The organism is Pseudomonas putida, assembly GCF_025905425.1.
GTDB lineage: Bacteria > Pseudomonadota > Gammaproteobacteria > Pseudomonadales > Pseudomonadaceae > Aquipseudomonas > Aquipseudomonas putida_AF.
This window is the reverse complement of the sequence record NZ_CP109603.1, coordinates 2,986,422-3,007,782: the sequence shown is the minus strand read 5'-3', so window position 1 is coordinate 3,007,782 and position 21,361 is coordinate 2,986,422. Positions and strand designations below refer to the sequence as shown.

The following is a 21,361-nucleotide window of genomic DNA, read 5'->3' as shown; positions in this document are numbered from 1 at the left end:
CGCCTTTGCCATGCCATTCGAGTCGTATGGATTCTGCCGTCTGCTAAGGCATTTTGCCATCATCATCCGCTTGCCGATTGCAAAACCTCTGAAACTCACGGCTCAGCAAGCTGATAGCAAATCGCTACTCCCGGTATTCCAAAATAAACGAAGCCTCTTCCCAAATCGCTCCTACTCTCTTCGTCGATGGATCAACCCGCCCCCCGGAGCAAATCATGGAAAGATTAGCGTCGTCGCCCCCGCACGCCCGTACTCCCGTCACCGTCGTCCCAGAATCGCGCTTCATGCAGAACTACCGCATGGCCAGCGCCGTGCACGGTGGCAGCTCTGCTTCGGCCATCGTCAACGGCCGTGGTGATGTGGAGCTGTTCACCAGCGGCAGCAATACCCAGGTCTGGAACATCTACCCCGACCCGCAAAGCGCCACAGCCAACAGCGCGACGCAAACCGGGCTGACCGGTGAGGTGATCGCCACCGGCCTGACGCCGGGCGGTGACATCGTGCTGTTCGCCGCCCAAGGCACCAACTTGCTGTACTGCGTCGAGCAGCCTACATCGGCGGTGCGCTGGTCGGCGGTGAAAATGATCGATGTGCCGCTGCCTTCCAATGCCATACGCATTGCGCGCATCACCACCACTCGCATCAACAACAAGCTCTACATCGGGGTGCTGATCGAGGCCAAGGGCCTGGTCGGTACGCTGTACAACTTCAGCTGGGGCGTGTGGGCTGGCCGTGCGCCTGCCTCGCTCAATGGCACCACCTTGCAGTTGCAGACCCTGAACGCGGTGTGGACGGGCAACAGCGACGCCAATGTGGCGTTCTCGGTGTTCGATACGGTCATTCTCGAATACACCCTCAGCACCGGGCAGCTCAGCCGGCCGGCGATTGCCGCCAATTTTCGCAGCCTGGACGTGGCGGCGGCGACCGATGGGGTGGGCAATACCCAGGTGCTGGCGGTGCTTGCCGATGGCAATGCCTATTGCCTGGTCGGGGGGGGCAAGCAGCCGTACAGCTGGGCGCAGTTGACGGTGGGGGCGTCGTTCAAGCAGGTGGCCGTGCTGCCATCGCGCCCGGCGCTCAATGCGCTTTTGCTGGGCGTGGACAACACGCTGTACCACGCGAGCCAAACCGCGCCTTCGGCCACCGGCTGGGCGCAGCCGACGCCGGTGTACAAAGGCGTGCAGTCGTTCCAGGCCACAGTGGAAGAGGGCGGCCTGGCGGTGTTCGCAATCCAAGCGCAGCAAAACACCGTCACTCAACTGACCCGCGAAACCCTCAGCGGTAACTGGAATATTGCGGCGCTGGAGGTTCAGGCCGGTGGCAAGATCGAGGACTTCGCTTCGTACAGCACGGATGTCACGTTGTTCAGCGAGGTGGGCACACCGCTGGGCGACACGCCGGTCGAGGTCTGGACCGAGGAGCCTTCGCGGCTGGCCATCAACGGTGGGGTCTACTACGTCACGCCGCGCCGGCCGGTGCGCCTGTTGACCAACAGCGCGGGGGTGCTGTCGATTGCCCAGCAGGTCAGTGCGCTGGCTGCGCCGGCGATTCTGGTCGCAGTGCCGTCGTTGATGTCGCCCGGCGAGCGCATCGAAATTCGCCAGGATGCCGAGGTGCAGGACAGGCTCAGTGTCACCACGGGCGATGAGCTGATGAACGCCAAGCTCGCCAGTGGTGCGCCGTTGCTGCGCGATGAGTACCACAAGCAGGACACCGCCAACGCGGTGGCCGAGGCGGTCAGCCGCAGCCTGCAGTTGACCAGCCCCGTGTACCGCAAGGCCTCAGCGGCAACCCCCTATGTGGACCCGCGCCGGCCTCGCGCCGGGGTGTCGGTGCGCAGCGATGCGCTTGCTGGCGCCCGTTTGCTCGACCTGGCGGTGGTGCCGGAGCAGCACTGGCATTTGAGTGTGCGCGATGGCGAGGTACGCTTTACCGACTTGTCCGCCGATGCGGCGTCGGGGCTGTTGATGGCCTTGCGCAGCAGTTCGCTGTCGGGCGGGTGGTTCAGCTGGCTGACGGACATCGGTGATTTTATCGCCGGCGTCGCCCAGGGCATCATCAAGGTGGTCGACTTCGTGGTGACCACGGTCAGTGCCGGAATACAGGCAGCGTTCCACTTTGTGGTGGACGGCGTCACGTACCTGTTCGAAACCTTGGTGGACACGGTCGAGAAAGCGTTCGACCTGGCCGAGGCGGTGTTCTCGGCGGTGAAGGTGTTTTTCCAGCAGCTCTATGAGTGGCTGGCGTTTCTGTTCAACTGGGGCGACATTCTGCGCACCCACGAGGCCATTGCCCACATCGTCAACAGCGGTTTCGACTTCCTGGTGGGCGCCACGGGGGGCATCCAGCGAATCGTCGATGGCAGCATCGACACCTTGCAACGCCAGTTGCAGGAGTGGTTTGCCGAGGCCCGCAACACCTTGGCCGGCAGTTACAGCCTGGGAGGGTACGAGCAGGCCAACACGCCGGATGACCCGGCCACGTCCAGGGCGGTGGCCAACAACATCGTCTACAACGGCCTGATCAACAATGCGCCAGCAGCGCAGTCGAGCATGGCCGCCGCAGCGCTGATGCAAACGGCCGACGGCCCGTTCAGCCAGTTCCTGGAAGAGCTGGCGCGGTTGGTCGACTTTACCGAGTCGTCCCAGGCGTTTGCCCAGGCGCTGGCGTACCTGCAAGACCTGGGCACGGCACCGGACGAGATCTTCCGCAAGCTGCTGGCAGCGCTGATGAGCGTTGTCGAAGGCGTGCTGCAGGCGGTGCTGTCGGGCGTGCAGGCGGTGATCGACGCGATGCTGAAAACGGTCGCGACGCTGATCACGGGCCTCAAGACGCTGATGAACGCCAAGTGGAACATTCCGTTCGTCAGTGACCTGTACCGGCTGATCACCAATGGCTCGGACCTCACCACGCTGGACTTGATGTCGTTGGTGCTGGCGGTGCCGGGCACGGTGCTGTTCAAGATCCTGCAAAACAAGGCCCCGTTCCCGGACGAGGCGAGCGTGTTGCGCTTCAAGGCCGCGTTCAATGCCGACTCGCTGCTCGTCGCCACCGGGCTCAAACCGGCTGGCCGCCAGGTGCTGGCGCAGGCGGCAGATGGTTGGAGCGGATGGTTGCCACGCGACCTGGCGCTGGTGACCGGCGTGCTTGGCTCGGTTGCCTACTTCTTCTACGGCAGTTTGACGGCCCTGAGCGACAGCCTGCCACCGGAGTCGGGGCCGCCCGAAATCCTTGGCTACGTGGCGCTTACCCTGGAAACCGCTGCGCAGCTGTGCAGCTGCCCGTGGATCTTCTCCAGTGGTGCGCCGGGGTGTGCCACGGCCGATGGGGCCAGCCGCACGCTGTGGATCTACACCTGCCTGGGTGTGCTGATGGACGGGATCTTCGTCTACTTCTCGCAGAAGATGCCCGAGAACCGCGACGACATAGGCGTGGTCGCGACGTTCCTTTATGGCCTGGGCCACCTCGGCGCAGCCATACCGGCATCGCTTGGGCAAAGCGGCTCGGTCGTGGCGCTGAACATCGTCCCGTGCCTGCCTGAAGTGTGCAAACCCTTGCGCCTGAAACGGGTGGTGCTGGCCACCGAAGGCTTCTCGCTGCTGGGCCAGGCGGCCCTGGATGCGATCTGTTACACCTCGACCACGGTGCTGAATGTGGTGTCGGTGTCTGCTGCAACACAACCCACCCTCGTCGATGCCAGTGCGCTGCGCACCGGTACTCGTTCGATGTAGTCAAAAAGGAGTTTGGCAATGTTGATCGTAACCAAGAATCCACCCGTGGTCGGCCATGGCCAGGTGCTGCGCGGGCCGTCTGCCCAGCCACCCAGCCGGGTCGCTGCCCTGCAGGGGGCCTACAACCAGGGCATCTACATGCGCCCCAACCTGAGCAGCGACGGCACGGTGCCGGCCAACTCGCCGTTGTCGGCATCGCCTGATATCTGGATCGCAGGCACGCAGCCGGTGTACAACTTCCAGACCGCGCTGGCCACGCCGACCAGCTATGCAACGCAGTCGCCTGGCACCATTACCCAAGGTACGGCCAACTACATCTATGTGCGCGGGCGCAACGGCGCCGCTGTCAGCAGCACCACCAAGGTGCAGCTGTACGGCGTGCCTTGCGCGTCCATCCAGTGGCCCAGCGAATGGGCCAAGTACGGTATCCCCACCGACCGCGACCACCCGGACGGTACGCAGCCGTACTATGACTCATCGATCATCAATCTGGCGTCGTCGGGTATCGGCGTAGCGGCTGATACGTTTGTCTGGAGCAACCCGCAACCGCCAGGCGGGGGCAGTGACCACTACTGCTTCATCACCTGGATGAACAACGCCGGCAACCCGTTCCCGGATGTGTTCTCGCAGCTGGACATGGCCGCGCTGATCAGAAACAACCTGCAGTTCGGTTGGCGTAACGTGTCGATGCAGACGGGGCGTTCGCCGACGCGGCAGATGAGCTCACAGTTGATCATCCCCAGCGACGTGACTGCGGGCAGCCGCGAGTACTCGCTGCAGGTCACCAATACCGGCTTCCCGGCCACTGGCTGGACGCTGTCGATGACCTGCAGCCAGCCAGACTCGAAAGGCAACCCGATCACTATCAGCAACGTCGCCATGCCAGCCGTGGGGCAGTTCGTTGGCGTGCGTTGCACATTGTCGCCGGGCTACAGCGCGCTGCTCACGCTCAACCTGTACCAGAACAACGGGCCGGACTCACAGCCGGGCGCCGCGATCGATATCACCCCGTCGTACTTCTCTGATGGCTCGGCGTTGGAAGTGCAGGAAGCACTGGACCGCGGCCTGGTGGACTACGCCCTGTCGCATGCCCTGCACCGGGCTTATGCCGGTACCGAAGTCGCCGATATTCGTCCACGCCCGGTGGTACCGCTGGGTGCAGACGGCTTGCACGTCCTTTGATGAATACAAGGAGTTAAACATCATGAGCGAAACAGTCGTCAATTTGTTCAGCAGCAGTCAGGCCGCCAGCCAGACGCTCTACCTGCGCAACAACCTGGCCTCCACCGGCAGCTTGCCGTTCAAGGGGCCGCTGGGCCTGTGCCCGGATATCATCCAGAGCGACCAGGTGGTGGACAACCCGCAAAACGCGTTCAGCACGGTCAGCAGTTGGGAGCAGGCCTACAACGTGCAGCCGCTCGCCGCCGTGCCCAACTACTACTACCTGCGTGGTATGAACGGTGGCAGCAAAGCCGAGAGCAATGCGTTTTCCCTGTACTACGCGCCGGCCCAGGTGCTGTTGTTGCCTGCAACGTTCAAAGGCAACGCGCTGACCACAGCCGATGGCCTGGACTGCACGCCGGTCAGCGCACCACCGGGGCATATCGGTGTAGGCGAGGAGGCCTTCGTCTGGACGCCCCCGGCCTTGCCAGCCAACAGCTACTTCAACCTGATTGCCCAGGTGAACGCCGGGGCCCATCCCGACCCGATCCCGGCGGTGCGAGACTGGCTCGACCTGGCCAAGCTGATTGGCCAGACCCCGACCATTGGTATCCGCTCCCAGGCGCAGGTCAGTGGCAAGCAGTGGATACGCCGTCAGCAGCTTAAGGTGCCGCCGAGCTTCACCACTTCGCCGATCACCATCACGCTGTCCGCCTCTGGCCTGGCCGGTACCCGGGTGAGCCTGCTGTGCGACACCGTCACAGCGCAACAAACCCCAGTACTGCTGGGGCCACTGACCCTTGGCAGCGATGGCACGCAAACCGGTGCCGTGTTCATTCTGCCCGCCGGCTATTCGGCCAACCTGGCCGTGCAGTTCTGGAACCCGGACAACCAGGAGGTTGCGCCAGGCGCCAGCCTGTCGGTGACCTTTGGCTACCCGATCAACCCGGGTGCGGAGCTGGAGCGGGCGATTGCCGACAACCTGGTCAACCTTCACCTTCACGGTGCGCTGGATGACAAGGTCAGTGCGTCGATCCAGCCCAAGGCCATGGCGATTGTGAGTCAGCTGACGTTTACCTTTGTTTAGGGGCCGGTAAGCGTTCAGCCAGTGGTGTCCGTGTTTCCACCAAACGGACACCACTGTTCTTGCCAGGCACCCTGTTTGCCACTCCAAACGGCACATGCACCATCGGCAAATCCCCCGCTGGCGATTGCAGGTGGCTGCGCTGATCATCGAAGAACACATGGGGCTTGAGAATCGACAACACTCTGGGTTTTTCCATCCCACCCAAGAAGAAGCACTCATCTGGCGACACGCCCCAATCCTTCAGGGTGGTCACCACCCGCTCATGCGACGGCGCGTTGCGCGCGGTGACGATGGCAATGCGCAGGATGCGTTTGTAGCCCGGGTCCTGTGCCAGCTTCTGGTCTTCCAGCGTGCGAATGTGTGAAAGCTTGCGGTAGAGGTCCGCCAAAGGCCCTGGCTGGTGGGGGATGGCTTTGCGCGCGCGCTCGTGGGCCTGGAAGTCATCCAGGTTGTCGTTCTGCTTGTACACGCTCTCTGCCTCGTCATCGGCAATCACACCGTCAAAGTCGAAGGCTACCCGCAGCTCGGTGTCGATCTCATCGTCGTAGATGCGCGTCGGCAGCACCAGGCCGGCGGGGTAGCTGGCGTCGATTGCGCGCTGCACATCGTCCTCATTGGCGCTGAGGAACAAGGAGGCATTGAAGGCCGGGATGTATTCGTGGGGCGAGCGGCCGGACATGAACGCTGCGCGGGTGATATCCAGTGTGTAGTGACTGATGGAGCGAAACACCCGCAAGCCGGTCTCGGGCGAGTTGCGCGAGAGCAGCACCACCTCTACCGGCAGTTGATCGGGGAACGCCTGGTTGATGCTGAGGAAGCGGCGGATGAAAGGGAAGGCGACCCCCTTCGGGAAGGGCTCGTCCAGGTTCTGCTCCTGGTGCTGGCGGTATGCCTCGACGCCTTCGGTCTTGTAGATGTCATCCGACACGGTAAGGTCGAAAAGTGCACTGGAGGCGACGCCGATGACCAGTTTGTGTTCGATGGGGTAGGGCATGAACGTGCTCCGTGATGGGTGCAGGTGAAGAGTATACGGGCATGCAGGCGGGGTAAGGCCTCAACCTTCGGGCACCAGCCCCAGCAACACCTGCACCTGGCGCCGCAGCTGGCTTACATGCTCGCGCTCGGCGCGCAGGGCGCTGCGCAGCTCGTTGTTCTCCTGCTTGTGAATGCGCGCGGTTCGCTCCAGTTCGCGATCGCCTTGCAGCAGGCTCCACATTTCGCCCTGGCGTGCGTGCGTCAGGCAAACCATCAGCAGGATAATGCCGGTGGTGCCAAGCAGGGTGATTTCGAGGGCGTCCATGGTTGCTTCCTTGAGTAGTGGTGGTTTGCCTGTAAGCCAAACAATATGTCTAGTTTTGCTACATGTCCATATTGGAGACTTGTACAGGTAAAGGAATGGTGCAGGTTCCACGGGCTTTTTCAGGGCAGTGAAGGGGCCGGCATGGCGGTGGCGTTGGCACGCGGTGCCGCGGCTGACGCGGCGTTCGCGTGGTGGCAAGGGCGTGGCTGCGTCAAGGACGGCGTGAGCCGCATATGCCTGGTTACTTTACATATCGAGGCAGCCTTGCGTTAAAACTGGCTAGACATGTAGGATTTAACGACACGTCAATTGTCTGAGCACGCACTGTGCTCATGATTCAGGAACCCGGATGAAACGCACGCATCGCATGGAGCAAACCCGTTGGGACCTGGCCCTGCGCTACCGCCTGATCGAGACGGTGGTGTGGTGGGAAGGCCGCCTGACCACCAATCACCTGATGCAGAGCTTCGGCATCAGCCGTCAGCAGGCGTCGAAGGACATCAACACCTACATCAACGACTACGCGTCGAAAAACCTGGTGTACGACAAGCAGATCAAAGGCTACGTACCGACGCGGCAGTTCAAGCCGTTGTTCATTGATGACAGTGCCAGCGCCTACCTGGACTTGCTCAACCAGAACAACGAGCGCGCACCACACATCGAAGGCCTGGCCCTGGCCTACGCCCACACCGAGGTGCTCAAAGTCCCGGACCGCTCGGTAAAGCCTGAGGTGCTGCGGCCGCTGCTCAAGGCCTGCCGCGAGAAGCGGCGCCTGGATATCGAGTATGTGTCGTTCTCAAGCCCTGACCCCGAAGGCCGCACCATCGCGCCGCACACCCTGGTGTACACCGGGATGCGCTGGCACGTGCGGGCGTACTGCGAAAAAAACCGCACCTACCGGGACTTTGTACTCAGCCGTTTTCGCGGCGTGCCAGAGCTGCACGAAGGTGAAACGGACAATGGCATCGACCAGGACCTTGAGTGGAACACGCCGGTCGATGTGATCTTCAAGCCCGACGAGCGACTGACGCAGGCGCAGCGGGCAATCATCGAAGTGGACTTCGGCATGACCGGTGGCCAACTGTTGGTGCGCAGCTCCCAGGCCCTGGTGAAATATGTGGTGAAGCGCTTCCAGGTAAACCCTAACGTGCATGATGCAAGGCCTGAGGCGCAGCAGTTGGTGCTGGCGAACCGAGCCGAGCTGAAGCCGTGGTTGAATCTGGATTGAATCATCCCGCGCAACAGACAGCTGTAGTGAACAGATGGATCGGAACACGTTTCTCGCGCAGCCGGTTGTGACGAGGCTACCTACAGTGCCTGTCGCGCCGTACTGAAGCGGGGGGGGGGCGCCGCATTGCGCCCCCTATGGGTCTCGAAGGCCAGGATCATTAGCTTGGCCATCATTAGGCCGCTATGTATAATCCCGCCACAACCCGCATCCTAGAGCGGTCAACCATGGAAAGGCGATCCCCTCCCGCCGTACTACTGGCCACCCTGCGCATTGCATAAACCCCTTACACCCAGGCCAGTCCTGGGCGTTGGCGAAGCCATGCTCATCAACAGGCTGCACGCATTTCAACAAGGATATTCATGAAAAAGCGTTTCGTTCTCTGTGCCCTGGCGTCTGCCTTGGCAGGCTGCAACTCTGAATACAACTTCGACGAAGTCACCAGTTACACCGGTAACGTCGGTTCGCCGCATGCGCTGTACCTGGAGCGCAAATCGGGCGAGCGGCTCAATGGCACCGTGGTGCACAAGGTGGGTGACCGGGTACTGCAGTCGTTCAAGGTAGAAGACGGCAAAGTGGTCGGGGAATGGAAGGAGTTCGACCAGGACGGCAAGCTGCTGGTAGAAGGCCAGTTGCAGGACGGTGCGTTCGTCGGCCCCAAGAAAACCTGGTGCAAAGGTGAGTTCGCTGACCACCTGGAAACCGTCCTCACCCTCGAAGGCGGGCGCCGTAGCGAACAAAGCTACGATTGCGCCACCGGCCTGCAGGTCGGTGACAGCACGCAGATCCCGACCGTTGATTTTCGCAAGGGCGCCATCCGTGTCGGCACCCAGCGCGAGTGGCGGGTGGTTAATGGCGAGCAGAAACTCACCCTGCTGGAGACCTTCGCCAGCGATGGCTCCGGCAAGCTCGATGGCCTGGTGGAGCACTATGACTACCAGGGCGTCCTGAAAGACCGCGCGACCTACAAGGCTGGCGAGCTCGATGGCGTGCGCGAGACCTGGACGTCGTTCACCGATGGCACTTCGGTGCCGGCCACAAAGGTGACCTACAGCGCGGGCAAGAAGAACGGCCTGTATGAGGTGTATTTCGTTCGTGGCTGGCCTGCCGGCACGGTGTCCGAGAAGGGCAGCTACAAAGACGACGAGCAGGCAGGCGTGTGGGTCAACTATCAGCCTGGGTCGGCCCAGGTGCGGGATCTCGACAGCCCGCCAGACACCTCGCCTATGGCCATGCGCCTGTGGGATGCCGCGCAGGGCCAGGCACGCACTTCGGACTGGGCGAAAGAAATCAAGGACCTGGACGCCTTTGCCTACCTGCTCAAAAGCGCCGGCATCAATGTCAATCAACGTCTGCATTATGAGAACAAGCCGCTGATCACCGTGGTCGCCGATAATGCCTATGACTACCTGGTCTCGGTAGGCGCCGACCCGATGGGGCGCGATATCAACGGCAACACGCGCCTGATGAACTGCCTGGCGGGCAGCGACTACAGCTCTTGCAGCTTCGCCCACATGATTACCCTGGCGGGCAAGGAAGACCTCAAGGCGCACAACGTCTATGGCGACACCGCCCTGTCGGTGTTCTGTCAGAAAGCCGGTGCCCTGCAACGTCGCCCTGGCGCCGCTCAACAGCCTGAAGCGCTGTTCCAGGCACTGCTCAAGGGCAGTGACGTGAATGCCAAGGCCTACGGTGGCGAAACCGCCCTGCATGCCTGCATGGCCCAGCGTAACCACAGCTATGCCGAGGCGTTGGTAGCGGCTGGCGCTGACCTGAATGCTGCCGATGTCGATGGCACCACGCCGGTGGCCGCAGCCTTCTTCAATGGCTACAACCTGGCGGCAGGCGGGCACCGCGTCAGCTGGTCCGACAACGTGATCCGCTTCGCGGCCAGCTACCAGGGCAAGTCCGACTTCACCTTCGACACGCCGCTGGCAGGCTTCGGCAAGTCCATCCGCCAACTGGTGCTGGAAAACGGCGATACCGCCTCGGCCATGTTGATCGATTCCCTGGTGGGCACCGCCAAGGGTTGATTGCCGTTCAGGTGGCACGCGGCTTTCGCCCTGTGCGCAAGGCGTGCCACCGTTTCATTTAATGACCTACTGACAAGGAATACCTATGCGTCGTTTCAAATACGTGCTGGCAGCATTGCCATTCTGTGTACTGGCGGGCTGCGGCAACGATGCGCTGGATGGCACCTACGAGGCCGAGACCACCGTGATGGGCTTCAGCGCAGGCAAGCAGACGGTCGAGTTCTCCAGTGGCTACATCATTTCTGCGGGCAACAAGATCAAAGTCGACGAGTGGGAGCGCAAGGACGATGTGGTCGTGGCCCGTGATGCCAACGGGGTTGCGCTGATCAACGTGCGCGTTCTGGACGACGGCAAGCGGCTTGAGTCGATCGGTGGCAACAACATGGCCAAGCAGGTGTTTGTGCGGGTGGATTGATAACCCGTGTTTTGGGGCTGCCGGGCGGCTCCAAAACGCCAGTTTTCGACTTTTCAAGCATCCCGCCAGTGGATCGAGTGATGTCATTTTGATAGCTTTCCGCTCCATGACCGAGCTATCCGGATAGGGATGATGAACCAGCCATACGAACACAGGACGCTGTCGCCGCTCGCCAACCTGATTGTCGACCGAGCGATCGAGAACACCAACCGCAAGCTCGTGGCCGGTTTTCGCAACAAAAAGAATTCCCAGCCCAATGCCAAGTCAGCGGATCTGCGCCAAACAGGTAAGGACACACTCGCCGCGACCTCCGCGCAAAGCGCCATGCAGGTTGCCAACCGGGGTGTTGCCTGGAAGGAAATCCTTTTCAAGAGCCTGTCGGCCGGTATCGGCTCGCTGGCCACGCTGCAATTTGACGGTGCGCTGTCGGTAAGCGCCAACGACCCTTCCAGCCTGAACGAGCTGCCCGACAAGCCCGGCGTGTACGTGGTGTACGACGCAAACGGCAACCTGGCCTACATCGGTGACAGCACCAACATGCGTCAACGCTGGCAGGACGGGCACATGAACGAGTACCGCGGCCGGGCCAAGAGCGAAAACCGCAAGCCTTACAAGCTGGCAGACCAGCTTGAGGCCGGGTGCACCGTCAAGTTCGTGGCCATGGACTCGGCAGAAACCGCTGCGGCGCTTGAAGCTTTTCTGATCAAGAACGAGAAGCCTCCGGTCAACCGCAAGGAAGAGCTGAAGGAAGAGCAGGGCATCCGCAGCAACATCGAAGCGAAGAAAATGAAGGACTCGATGGGCAGTGCCGGCGAGGTGGCCCTGGGTGCGGGCAAGGAGGCCCTGAAGAACTCGGGGTGGCAGGTCTTCGAGCAACTGACCGCCGCCGCGATCATCGCCATCAAGGATGAACTGGTCGACCTGTTCATGGGCGGCACTACGCGCCTCAAAGCGCGTGTCGAGCGCTTTCTGAAGAAGATCTGGGCCGTGGTGGAGCGCATTGTCGCAGCGCCCCTGAAGCTGCTCAACGGTGTGGTCGAGTTCATCGTCAACGCACTGTCCAAGGCTGTGCGCCAGGTCTACAACCTGAGCCGCAACTTGTTCGACCTTGCCCAGGGCGCCTGGCAGCTCTACAAGGGTGCCCAGACCCTGCCGAGGGAAGAACTCATCCAGAAAATCGTCGAGACCGTCGTGGTCAGCGGCACGCTGATTTTCTGGGATGGCATCGAGCCGATCATCGAGGCGCAACTGCTGCCCTTGGTCGGCGTGGCCGCGCCGTACCTGTCTTGCGTGATTGCGGCCATCGGTTTCGGGCTGTGCAGTTACCACCTGCAAAAAGTCGTGCCGCCCATCGTCGCCTTCCTGGTGGATTTCAAGACCGGCTGGCACGAGGCGCTGGAGGCCAAGCGCGCGGCAGCGTTGCAGTTGATCCAGGTGCAAGAGAACGAGTGGCTGATGGCCGAAGGGCTGATGGAATACGCGCAGTCGGTGGACACCCTGGCCCGTGAGGCCAGTGCCCACCGCGAACGCCTGGCGCAACATCGGGCAGTGCGGGCGATCGACTACTCGGCGCTGCTGCAATCGAACAAAAACCGCATTACCCAGGAGTCCTGACAGGTGTTCAAACTTACAACCGAGCTCGCCACCCAGTTCACCGGTCGACTCAGGATGATCGAGCCGGTTCCCACCACTGATGCGCTGCCTGCCCCGCGCGAGGAGCGCGACCAGCTCAAGGACTTCGAGCACGGGCTGCGCAAGCTGCACGAGGCCATCGTCAACAACAAGGGCGCGCGTGAGCAGCTCGAGGCGTTCAGGCAGCAAGGCACCTGGGACTCGTTCTGGGGCGGCCTCACCGGCAAAAACGACAAAGACCTGGCCGACATGGTCCGGCAGGTGGGTGAAAGCCTGGCGGTGACCCAGAGCGTGGTGCAACTGCTGACCCAGTTGCACACGGCCAACAACAAGGTGCTGCGCGGCTTCAATGACGCGCTGGTGCGCGAGATCGAACGCCTGCAGGCGGACGCGGTGACGCTGGAGGGCAACCAGGAAGGGGCCCTGGTGGTGCTGTGCGAGTTCAAGCAGCAGATCGACGACTTGCTGGCATTGGCCGATGGCTACGCCTATTGCACCCAGGAAGTGGAGCGGCTGGCCTGGGTCCAGGGCAACCAGCAAACCGAACTGACGGCCCTGGACGCCAAGATCGATGCGCAGCACCAGAAGCTGGTGACCAGCACCCTGGCCCGCGTGCAAAAAGAGGCCGTGATCCGGAAAAACCTCGAACAGCACCAGCACAAGCTACTGGCCCAGGAAGGGCAGCTCGAAGAGCTGAAAAAGCACCTGGCCGCCAGCACGCTAGCCAGGGAAAGCCTGTCGACCACCGTGACCACGGCGCTGAAAAAGCTCGCCTTGGCCACCAGCACCCAGGCCCAGCGCGTGGACCGCATGGAAGCCCAGCTGGCCACGCTGCTGGACAACCAGCGCCACTGCCAGGCCCAGCTGGAGCAGTTGGCCGCACCGGGCTGGGTTGCCTACCTGAGTCGCAATGCCGTGTCGCTGGTTGCGCTGGCTGCGGCGGTGTTTGCACTGGGGCTGAACCTGCGGGGGTAGTTTGATATTTTTCAAGGTTAGGTATACGTTACATTTACTTTAAATTGTTACGTATGTAGAACATGGATTCTTCTTTTATCATCGCACGCCTTGGTCAGCAGGTTCGCCAGCGCCGTCTGAATCGCGGGTTCACTCAAGCCAAACTGGCGGCGTTGGCCGGCGTTACTCGGCAGAAGGTTATCGCAATCGAGCGAGGCGACCCCTCTGTAGGGATGGCTGCTTATGCTCGAGTGGTGGGCGCCTTGGACTGCGAATTCGCGCTAGAACCTGCGGCCATGCCAACGTTGGATGAGATTCAGGGAGTGTTCGACTGATGACGGCCATGCTGCGGGTTGCAACACCAGGAGGGGAGAGCGGGACAGTCTTCAGTTCCGCTGGCGACTACCTGTTTCGTTACCGTGAAGACGCTGCGGCTCATGCTGCGATCAGTCTTCTGATGCCGTTGCGCCTGGAGGAATACCGTCACCGAGAACTGCACCCGATCTTCCAGATGAATTTGCCTGAGGGCTATGTTCTGGAGCAATTGCGTAACCGTCTGGCCAAGGTCGTGAATGTTGATCCGATGCTGCTGTTGGCGCTCTCGGGTAGTAGCTCGCCAATCGGGCGGGTAGCAGTGAGTTCACCTGAGGTGGATGCGCTCTTGCGTCGCCAGCAGTTCCCTGGCGAGCGACTGGAGGAAATCCTGACTTGGGATGGTGCAGAAGACATATTTGCTGGTCTCGTGGACCGCTACATCCTACGCGCTGGAATTTCGGGCGTGCAGCCCAAGGTTTTGGTGCCAGAGGAGCACAGCGGTACGCCGCAGCGATTCACCTCAAAAACATCTGATCTGATTATCAAAAGCGGGCGGGACGAGTTCCCGGGGCTGGCAATCAACGAGTTTCTCTGCATGTCCGTTGCCAAGGAGGTGGGGATCCCGGTGCCGGAGTTCTATCTGTCTGATAACACCAAGCTGTTCGTCATGCGCCGCTTTGATCGAGATGCGCAACTCAATCCAATTGGTTTCGAGGACATGGCTGCACTGATGGGGCTTGCTGCGGAGCAGAAGTACAGTAAGAGCTACGCGGCGATCGCCAAGGCTATTCGTCTGTTCTGTCCGTCTGAGCAGGTGCAAGGTTCACTGGCGCAATTGTTTGCCATGGTGAGCCTGAGCTGCATCATTGGCAATGGCGATGCCCACCTGAAGAATTTCGGTTTGCTGTATTCCGACCCCACCCAGCGTGACGCGAGGCTCGCACCAGCGTACGACATCGTCAATACCACGGCGTATATCCCAGAGGATGTACTGGCCCTGGACCTGGGCGGCAACAAGTCGTTGTTCGCTTCACGGCAAGGGTTGATGGACTTTGCTGCCACCTGTGATGTGGCTCGGCCAAAGGAAGTCATTCGCGAACAATTGCAGGTGCTGGAGCATGTTCTGGCTCGCTCTCCTGAACTCTGTGAGCAAGCACCCCATGTGGTGAGCGCAATTCGACAGTCTGCAGGGCCGTTTATCAGTACCTTTGGTTAGTGTGCCGCTTTTCGCTGCCCCCTTTTCAAAACCTGACTTGAAGCAACGCCACTTCATCAATCCACCACTATGCTGACCCGGGCACTCTCTCAAGCTCACTCAGCCAGACACGGAGGTATTTATGAAAGCTGCTGTTGTTGCCAAAGGGCGTCGCGTGGATGTGGTGGAAAAAACACTGCGGCCACTGGCGCACGGGGAAGCGTTGCTGAAGATGCAGTGCTGTGGCGTTTGCCATACGGACCTGCACGTCAAAAATGGCGATTTCGGCGACAAGACAGGTGTGATTCTGGGCCACGAAGGGATTGGCGTGGTCGTGGAAGTGGGGCCGGGTGTCACCTCGCTCAAGCCTGGGGACCGGGCTAGCGTGGCGTGGTTCTTCCAGGGCTGCGGGCACTGCGAATACTGCAACAGCGGCAACGAGACGCTGTGCCGTGAGGTGAAGAACTCAGGCTATACGGTTGACGGTGGCATGGCCGAGGCGTGCATCGTGGTGGCGGACTATGCGGTAAAAGTGCCGGATGGGCTCGACTCGGCAGCGGCCAGCAGCATCACCTGCGCCGGTGTGACCACCTACAAGGCGGTGAAGTCGTCGAATATTCGCCCTGGGCAATGGTTGGCGATCTACGGCCTGGGCGGCCTGGGCAACCTTGCCCTGCAGTACGCCAAGAACGTCTTCAACGCCCGGGTCATCGCCATCGACGTGAACGATGCACAACTGGCCTTCGCCCGCGAAATGGGCGCCGACCTGGTGGTCAACCCGCGCGATGAAGACGCTGCGAAAGTCATCCAGGCCAAGACGGGCGGCGCCCATGCGGCCGTGGTCACAGCGGTGGCAAAAAGCGCCTTCAACTCGGCGGTCGATGCACTGCGTGCTGGCGGGCGCCTGGTGGCTGTGGGGCTGCCGCCAGAAGCCATGAGCCTGGATATTCCGCGCCTGGTGCTCGACGGCATCGAGGTGGTGGGTTCGCTGGTCGGTACTCGCCAGGATTTGCACGAAGCCTTTGAGTTCGCCGCGCAAGGCAAGGTGGTGCCGAAGGTGACCCTGCGCCCGATCGAAGACATCAATGACATCTTCGAGGAAATGCAAGAGGGCACGATCAAAGGCCGCATGGTGATCCATTTCGCCGATTGAACGCTGCTTGCACACGTGAAGCCGGCCCGCGATTGCGGGCCGTTTTGTGTGTGCTTAAGCCGGTTGCTTGGTCCGCAACACCAGCGCCGCCACCGCGCAGCCTATCAACGCCAGGCACGCCAGGTAGAACGCATCGCTGTAAGCCATCAGGTAGGCTTCGCGTCGAATGGTCCCCGCCAGCCCCTCCAGCGCTTGCTGCTGGGCCGGCAGCCAACTCTGCACGGTCTGGCTGATGCGCTCCTGCACACTGGGTGCGAACACCGTGACATGTTCGTGAATGCGCTCGCTGTGATAGCGCTCGCGCGTTGCCACGATCTGCGTCAACGCGGCGGTGCCTATGGCGCCCCCAAGGTTGCGCAACATGGAAAACACCGCCGAGGCCGAGCCGGCTTCGCGCTTTTCCAGCCCCGCCACCGCCAGCACCGACAGCGCGACCATGATGAACGGCTGGCCAATGCCCCGTACCACCGTAGACGGGATGATGACGTTATCGGCGCTGTCGATGGTCAAGCTTGCGCCCAACCAGCAGCCACCGGCCATGATCAGAAAACCGCTGGCCACCATGAACTTGGCGCTGGTCCAGGCCATCAGCCGTGGCATCAACGGCGCCAGCAGCAGCTGCACCACGCCATAGGCGATCAGCGCCACCCCCACATCCCTGGCGCTATAGCCTTGCAACTGAGAAAGATAGTTGGGCACCAGGAACACCAGGCCAAAGGTGGCGCCGCCAAAGATGAACATTGCAATGCTGGCGACCCCGAAGTTGTACCGCCCCAGCAGGCGCAAATTGATGAATGAGCGCTGGCCGTACAGCTGCGTGAACACGAATGCCACCAGCGCCAGGCCGGCGATGATCGATATGCCGACGATGAAGGTCGAACCGAACCAGTCCAGCCGGCCGCCTTCTTCCAGCACGATCTGCAGGCCGCCCAAGCCAACGACCATGGCTGTTATGCCCAGCCAGTCGCCACGGCGCAACAGGCTCAGTTGCATGGGTTTGGCATCGATCGACCAGGCGATGGCCAGCAGCAGCGCGACACCGGGGAACAGCTGCAGGTAGAAAATCCAGCGCCACGAGTAGGCATCGGTCAACCAGCCGCCAATCGACGGGCCGGCCGCCTGGGCCACGCTGTTGGCCAGGCTGAACAGGGCCATGCCCATGGCCATCTTGCTGGCGGGCAGTTCGGTGATGATCAGCTGGAACGAGAGCGGGATGAGCACCGCGCCGGCCGCCCCCTGGATCACCCTGAGGGTGATCATCGCTTCAAGGTTGGGTGCCCACGAGCAGGCAATCGACGCGAGCAGGAAGATGAACGAACCCGTCCACATCACCCGGCGCATGGAGAACACTTCGACCAGCCAGGCCGTCAGCGGGATCATGACGATTTCCGCCACCAGGTACGCAGTGGAGATCCACGAGCCTTCCTCGAAACTGGCGCCCAACGAGCCGCGGATTTCGGGCAGCGCCGCGCTGGTGACGTGCACATTCATGCCGGCCATGAAACACCCGAGCAAGCCGCCGAACACGGCCACCCAGGCGCGCAACGGTACCTTTTGCTCACCGCTCATCGGCAGGCTCCACGGTGCGGGTGTCGACGGTGGTCACCACCGACATACCGGGCAGTATCTGCAGGCCGTCTGTTGGTCGGTCGAGCACGATGCGTACAGGAAAGCGCTGGACGATCTTGGTGAAGTTGCCGGTGGCGTTGTCCGATGGCAGCAGCGCGAAGACGTTGCCGGACGCTGGCGAGAAGCTCGCCACGTGACCTTGCAGAGACCGGCTGGAGAAGCTGTCGACACGGACCTGCACGGGTTGCCCCGGGCGCATGTGGGCCAGCTGGGTTTCCTTGTAGTTGGCGACCACGTAGGTCTGCTGCAACGGCACCACCGCCAGCAGCGGCTGGCCGGGTACCACGTACTGCCCAGCACGCACGCGGCGTTGGCCGACCACACCGTCGATGGGCGCGCGCAGGACGGTGTCCTGGGTGTCTTGATCAGCCAGCGCCTGGCGGGCCTGGGCACGGGTCAGGCCGGCCGTCCGTTGCTTGATCTCGGCATCGGCCGCCAGCGCCTGTGCCTTGGCCATCGCCAGCTGGGAGCGCTGCTGATGTAAACGCGCCTGCGCGCCTTGCAGCGCGGCCCCGGCTTGCACGGCGCTGGCATGGGCGGCTTCCAGGCGCTGCACGGTGGCTGCGTCATCGCGCACCAGGCCCCGGTAGCGCTGCATGTCCAGCTCGCTGCGCTGGCGCTCGGCGCTGGCACTGTGCACGGCCGATTCAGCCTGGACGATGGCTTGCTGTTGCTGGTTGATGCGTTCAGCAGCCACTTGCTGGCGGGCCTGGGCGGCTGCCAGCGCGGCCTGCGCTTCGGCGACGCCGGCAGTGGCTTGGTCAAGGCGGGCGTGGTAGTCGCGGTTCTGCAGGCGTACCAGCACATCGCCGGCCTTGACGGTTTGGTCGTCCTCCACTTCAACCTTGGCCACATAGCCGGCCACGCGTGCGCTCAGGGCCACCCAGTCGGCGCGTACGTAGGCGTCATCGGTGGTTTCCAAGTAGCGCCCGGTAGTAAACCAGTACCCGCCGAATGCCAACGCTGCCAGCAGCGTCAGGCCGCCACCGGCGTACAACGCCAGGCGGCGACGGGTGGGCCTTGGGGCAGTGATAGCCGCTTGGGGCTGGTCATCCGCCAGCGCGTTTTTTGCAACGGCAACATTCATCGTTGGCTTCCAGTTTCAGAGTGGGAACGGTGCACCAGGCTGGGTGCCGGTGACGATTGCCAGCGCCCGCCCAGGGCGCGGAACAAGTTGACCTGGGCACGTGCCAGACGGCCTTGGGCCTCGACATGGCGGGCGCTGACCGTGATCAGGTCGCGCTCGCTGTCGAGCAGCGCGAGTGCATCGAGGGTGCCCGCGCGGTAGCTGCTCTGCGCCAGGGCAAAGCCGCGCTGGCCTTGCGCCAAGGCCGCGTCCAGGGCCTGGGCCCGTTGGCGCTCACCCTCGAAGCGGGCCAGGGCCTGGCGCACATCCTTGAGTGCCGCCAACGCCACCCCGCGGTAATGGGCGATTTGCGCCTGTTGCAAGGCCTGGGCCTTGCTCACCCGTGCGCGGTTGGCCTTGATATTGGGAAACTCCCAGCGAATCAACGGGCCGATGGCAAGCATCAGTGCGCGGCTGCCACCCAGGTTGGTAAGGTGGTGGTCCGACGAAGTCAGCGAGGCGCCGAAGCTGACCTTCGGGTACAAGTCGGCCTTGACGATGTCCACTTGCAGGGCGGCAGCCTGCAGTTCGCGCTCGGCCTTGCGCACGTCCGGGCGGCGTTCGAGCAGGCGCCAGGCGTCGCCAGCGGGTAACGGCGCGGCGAGGCTCGGGATGCGCTGGCAGGCGTCGGTGTTGCCCGCCAGGGCCGCCGGTTCCTGGCCACTGAGCATGCTCAGTTCGTACAGTGCCATCTGCCGGCGTGCCTCCAGCATCGGCAGTTGCGCCCGCACCTGTTCGCGCAACCCCTGCAGGCGCACGCCGTCGAGCTCGGTGGCGACCCCGGCCTGGCGCTGGCGGTCACTGAGCTGCACGCTGCGCGCCAGGGTGCTCAGGGACTGCTTGGCCGCCTCGATGCGGGCGCCGTACACGCACTGGTCGATGTAGGCGCGGGTGGTCTGGCTGACCACGTGTAGCTGCACCAGGTCCAAGGCATCGCGGCTGGCCTCGGCCTGCACCCGCGCCCGTTCGATAGCGGCGCGCACCTGGCCCCACACGTCAACCTGGTAGGCCAACTCGATGGACGGGTTGAAGGCCCATTGCGACGGCGCATGGCTGTCGGTTGCCTCGGCCAAGGTCTGGTCATCGGCGCTCTTGCCATAGCTCGCGCCCATGCCAATGGAGGTGGACGGCCAGCGCTGGGCATCGAATTCGCCAATGCCGGCCAGCATGGCCAGGACGGTGGCTTCGGCCTGCGCCAGGTCCTGGTTGTGTTCCAGGGCCTGCTGCACCCAGGCGTTGAGCTGCGGGTCGTGATACAGCTCCCACCAGCGCGCGGGTAGCGCCTGGCCGCTGACGTCGGCAGGCAGGTGCAACACAGGGGTTGCCTGGAAGGCGGTTGGCGGGAGGGCGTTTGTGGCTTGCCCGGTACACGCCGACAGTACGGCGAACACGCCGATGGCGGCAGCCCGTCTGGCAGGGCAGCGAAGGGATCGTATTGGCATCACGCAAGTCGTATGAGGGGTCGTGAGGCCAGCTTAGCGAGGGGCAGGGCAGCCCCGCTGCCGCAAGCGGGACAACCCTGCGCGCAAGTGGGACAACCTTAACCAAGGTGCTCAGTGCGTGGGTGCGGCGCCCGTGCCCAGCACGCAGACTTGCCAGTCGCTGGGGTTGTAGCCAAGGATGCGCTTGAACATTGCAGCAAAGGCGCTGGCGCTCTGGTAACCGTGGTCCAGCGCTACGTTCAGGATCGGCTTGCCGTCGGCCAGGCTCTGCTGGCTGAGAATCATGCGGGTGCGCGCCCGCCACGCACCATAAGACATGCCCACCTCGCGCTGGAACAGCCGCGCCAGGGTACGCGCGCTCATGTTCAGTTGCGCGCCGCATTGCTCAAGGGTCAGGTCCTGGGCCGGGTCTTCGAGAAAGCCCTCGCACCAGGCTCGCAGCCGGGCATGCTGCGGCACCGGCACGTAAGCATCGATGCGCTCGGCCGTTTCCAGCTCACGCTGGATCAGCGCCCGCGCGTGCTCGCCCAGCGGCTCGTCGCGTTGCAACATCCGTGACCCCGCCAGAATCAATTCGCGCAACAGGCCCGAGACGGCAATGACATGGCAGCGCGTAACGTGCGAACCCAGCAGCAAGGTACGCATGGCCACCTCGCCCTGCATGCGAACTTCGTGGCTGACCCCGGCGGGTATCCACAGCGCCTGCCCACGGGGGATCACCCAGTTACCGCCGTCGCTGCACACGCGCATTACACCGTTGGCGGCATAGATCAGCTGATCCTCGGCATGGCAGTGGCTGGCAACCACCTCGCCGTGCCGATAGTCCATTCCCAAAGCGTGCATGCCAATCTCCTCAGGGCGTTTGCGGCGAGCAGGGTAAAGATTGGATCCAATGCTATCGCAAGGCGTTGAGGTGTGGTTGCTAAGTCACCCAGAACACAGCCGAAAATAGCGAATGAA

17 protein-coding genes are annotated in these 21,361 nt (G+C 62.6%); 11 read left to right on the top strand and 6 right to left on the bottom strand.

Features of this window, described 5'->3' with window-relative positions; translation table 11 throughout:
* Positions 1–215: 215 nt before the first annotated feature.
* From OGV19_RS13310 to OGV19_RS13300, 3 genes are read left to right on the top strand one after another with little or no spacing between them, the layout of a single operon-like run.
* Positions 216–3,731: a hypothetical protein gene (locus tag OGV19_RS13310; RefSeq protein ID WP_264313809.1), complete on the top strand. Its 3,516-nt coding sequence runs from the start codon at positions 216–218 to the stop codon at positions 3,729–3,731.
* An 18-nt stretch (positions 3,732–3,749) separates the two neighbouring features.
* Entirely contained in the window at positions 3,750–4,913 is a 1,164-nt protein-coding gene (locus OGV19_RS13305) for a hypothetical protein (RefSeq protein WP_264313808.1), read from the top strand.
* A 22-nt stretch (positions 4,914–4,935) separates the two neighbouring features.
* Positions 4,936–5,979 (top strand): hypothetical protein, encoded by a 1,044-nt coding sequence (locus tag OGV19_RS13300; RefSeq protein ID WP_264313807.1) that lies wholly within the window; start codon positions 4,936–4,938, stop codon positions 5,977–5,979.
* Here the strand turns inward: OGV19_RS13300 and OGV19_RS13295 are convergent.
* Entirely contained in the window at positions 5,966–6,973 is a 1,008-nt protein-coding gene (locus OGV19_RS13295) for a 5'-nucleotidase (protein WP_264313806.1), read from the bottom strand. The genes OGV19_RS13300 and OGV19_RS13295 overlap by 14 nt on opposite strands.
* 60 nt (positions 6,974–7,033) lie before the next feature.
* Positions 7,034–7,279 carry a hypothetical protein gene (locus OGV19_RS13290; RefSeq protein WP_264313805.1) on the bottom strand — a complete coding sequence of 82 codons (246 nt, stop codon included), beginning with the start codon at positions 7,277–7,279 and terminating at the stop codon, positions 7,034–7,036.
* 349 nt (positions 7,280–7,628) lie between these two features.
* Between OGV19_RS13290 and OGV19_RS13285 the strand changes: the two genes are divergently transcribed.
* The 8 genes from OGV19_RS13285 (at position 7,629) to adhP (ending at position 16,204) form a co-directional block, all read left to right on the top strand.
* The gene (locus OGV19_RS13285) at positions 7,629–8,507 is read left to right on the top strand and encodes a helix-turn-helix transcriptional regulator (protein WP_264313804.1); all 879 of its coding nucleotides are present in this window, start codon (positions 7,629–7,631) and stop codon (positions 8,505–8,507) included.
* A gap of 362 nt (positions 8,508–8,869) precedes the next feature.
* Positions 8,870–10,540, top strand: a complete 1,671-nt coding sequence (locus tag OGV19_RS13280) for an ankyrin repeat domain-containing protein (protein WP_264313803.1) — start codon at positions 8,870–8,872, stop codon at positions 10,538–10,540.
* Positions 10,541–10,625: 85 nt separating this feature from the next.
* Positions 10,626–10,955 (top strand): hypothetical protein, encoded by a 330-nt coding sequence (locus tag OGV19_RS13275; RefSeq protein WP_264313802.1) that lies wholly within the window; start codon positions 10,626–10,628, stop codon positions 10,953–10,955.
* A gap of 132 nt (positions 10,956–11,087) precedes the next feature.
* On the top strand, positions 11,088–12,569 hold the full coding sequence (locus OGV19_RS13270; RefSeq protein WP_264313801.1) for a GIY-YIG nuclease family protein: 1,482 nt from the start codon (positions 11,088–11,090) through the stop codon (positions 12,567–12,569).
* Between the two features lie 3 nt (positions 12,570–12,572).
* Positions 12,573–13,562, top strand: coding sequence for a hypothetical protein (locus tag OGV19_RS27810; protein WP_264313800.1), 990 nt, complete (start codon positions 12,573–12,575; stop codon positions 13,560–13,562).
* Positions 13,563–13,624: 62 nt separating this feature from the next.
* Complete coding sequence (locus OGV19_RS13260) at positions 13,625–13,876, top strand: helix-turn-helix transcriptional regulator (RefSeq protein WP_264313799.1); 252 nt, start codon at positions 13,625–13,627, stop codon at positions 13,874–13,876.
* On the top strand, positions 13,876–15,072 hold the full coding sequence (locus tag OGV19_RS13255; protein WP_264313798.1) for a type II toxin-antitoxin system HipA family toxin: 1,197 nt from the start codon (positions 13,876–13,878) through the stop codon (positions 15,070–15,072). Before OGV19_RS13260 ends, OGV19_RS13255 begins: the two co-directional genes overlap by 1 nt.
* 121 nt (positions 15,073–15,193) lie before the next feature.
* Positions 15,194–16,204: an alcohol dehydrogenase AdhP gene (adhP, locus tag OGV19_RS13250; protein ID WP_264313797.1), complete on the top strand. Its 1,011-nt coding sequence runs from the start codon at positions 15,194–15,196 to the stop codon at positions 16,202–16,204.
* Between the two features lie 54 nt (positions 16,205–16,258).
* Here adhP and OGV19_RS13245 read toward each other — a convergent pair whose 3' ends face one another.
* The 4 genes from OGV19_RS13245 to OGV19_RS13230 form a co-directional block, all read right to left on the bottom strand.
* On the bottom strand, positions 16,259–17,773 hold the full coding sequence (locus OGV19_RS13245) for a DHA2 family efflux MFS transporter permease subunit (RefSeq protein WP_264313796.1): 1,515 nt from the start codon (positions 17,771–17,773) through the stop codon (positions 16,259–16,261).
* Positions 17,763–18,920, bottom strand: coding sequence for an HlyD family secretion protein (locus OGV19_RS13240; protein WP_264313795.1), 1,158 nt, complete (start codon positions 18,918–18,920; stop codon positions 17,763–17,765). The genes OGV19_RS13245 and OGV19_RS13240 overlap by 11 nt, the downstream gene beginning before the upstream one ends.
* A complete protein-coding gene (locus tag OGV19_RS13235; RefSeq protein ID WP_264313794.1) occupies positions 18,917–20,401 on the bottom strand; it encodes an efflux transporter outer membrane subunit in 1,485 nt (494 codons plus the stop codon). The genes OGV19_RS13240 and OGV19_RS13235 overlap by 4 nt, the downstream gene beginning before the upstream one ends.
* A gap of 111 nt (positions 20,402–20,512) precedes the next feature.
* Positions 20,513–21,244: an AraC family transcriptional regulator gene (locus tag OGV19_RS13230; protein ID WP_264313793.1), complete on the bottom strand. Its 732-nt coding sequence runs from the start codon at positions 21,242–21,244 to the stop codon at positions 20,513–20,515.
* Positions 21,245–21,361: the final 117 nt, after the last annotated feature.

Excerpts from the sequence above, each read along its gene's own strand:
- OGV19_RS13275 (WP_264313802.1), top strand. The coding sequence starts at position 10,626 with ATGCGTCGTTTCAAATACGTGCTGGCAGCATTGCCATTCTGTGTACTG.
- OGV19_RS13245 (WP_264313796.1), bottom strand. The coding sequence starts at position 17,773 with ATGAGCGGTGAGCAAAAGGTACCGTTGCGCGCCTGGGTGGCCGTGTTC.
- OGV19_RS13270 (WP_264313801.1), top strand. The coding sequence starts at position 11,088 with ATGAACCAGCCATACGAACACAGGACGCTGTCGCCGCTCGCCAACCTG.
- OGV19_RS13280 (WP_264313803.1), top strand. The coding sequence starts at position 8,870 with ATGAAAAAGCGTTTCGTTCTCTGTGCCCTGGCGTCTGCCTTGGCAGGC.
- OGV19_RS13285 (WP_264313804.1), top strand. The coding sequence starts at position 7,629 with ATGAAACGCACGCATCGCATGGAGCAAACCCGTTGGGACCTGGCCCTG.
- OGV19_RS13295 (WP_264313806.1), bottom strand. The coding sequence starts at position 6,973 with ATGCCCTACCCCATCGAACACAAACTGGTCATCGGCGTCGCCTCCAGT.
- OGV19_RS13290 (WP_264313805.1), bottom strand. The coding sequence starts at position 7,279 with ATGGACGCCCTCGAAATCACCCTGCTTGGCACCACCGGCATTATCCTG.
- OGV19_RS13260 (WP_264313799.1), top strand. The coding sequence starts at position 13,625 with ATGGATTCTTCTTTTATCATCGCACGCCTTGGTCAGCAGGTTCGCCAG.
- OGV19_RS13240 (WP_264313795.1), bottom strand. The coding sequence starts at position 18,920 with ATGAATGTTGCCGTTGCAAAAAACGCGCTGGCGGATGACCAGCCCCAA.
- OGV19_RS13300 (WP_264313807.1), top strand. The coding sequence starts at position 4,936 with ATGAGCGAAACAGTCGTCAATTTGTTCAGCAGCAGTCAGGCCGCCAGC.
- adhP (WP_264313797.1), top strand. The coding sequence starts at position 15,194 with ATGAAAGCTGCTGTTGTTGCCAAAGGGCGTCGCGTGGATGTGGTGGAA.
- OGV19_RS13230 (WP_264313793.1), bottom strand. The coding sequence starts at position 21,244 with ATGCACGCTTTGGGAATGGACTATCGGCACGGCGAGGTGGTTGCCAGC.
- OGV19_RS13310 (WP_264313809.1), top strand. The coding sequence starts at position 216 with ATGGAAAGATTAGCGTCGTCGCCCCCGCACGCCCGTACTCCCGTCACC.
- OGV19_RS13305 (WP_264313808.1), top strand. The coding sequence starts at position 3,750 with ATGTTGATCGTAACCAAGAATCCACCCGTGGTCGGCCATGGCCAGGTG.
- OGV19_RS13235 (WP_264313794.1), bottom strand. The coding sequence starts at position 20,401 with ATGCCAATACGATCCCTTCGCTGCCCTGCCAGACGGGCTGCCGCCATC.
- OGV19_RS13255 (WP_264313798.1), top strand. The coding sequence starts at position 13,876 with ATGACGGCCATGCTGCGGGTTGCAACACCAGGAGGGGAGAGCGGGACA.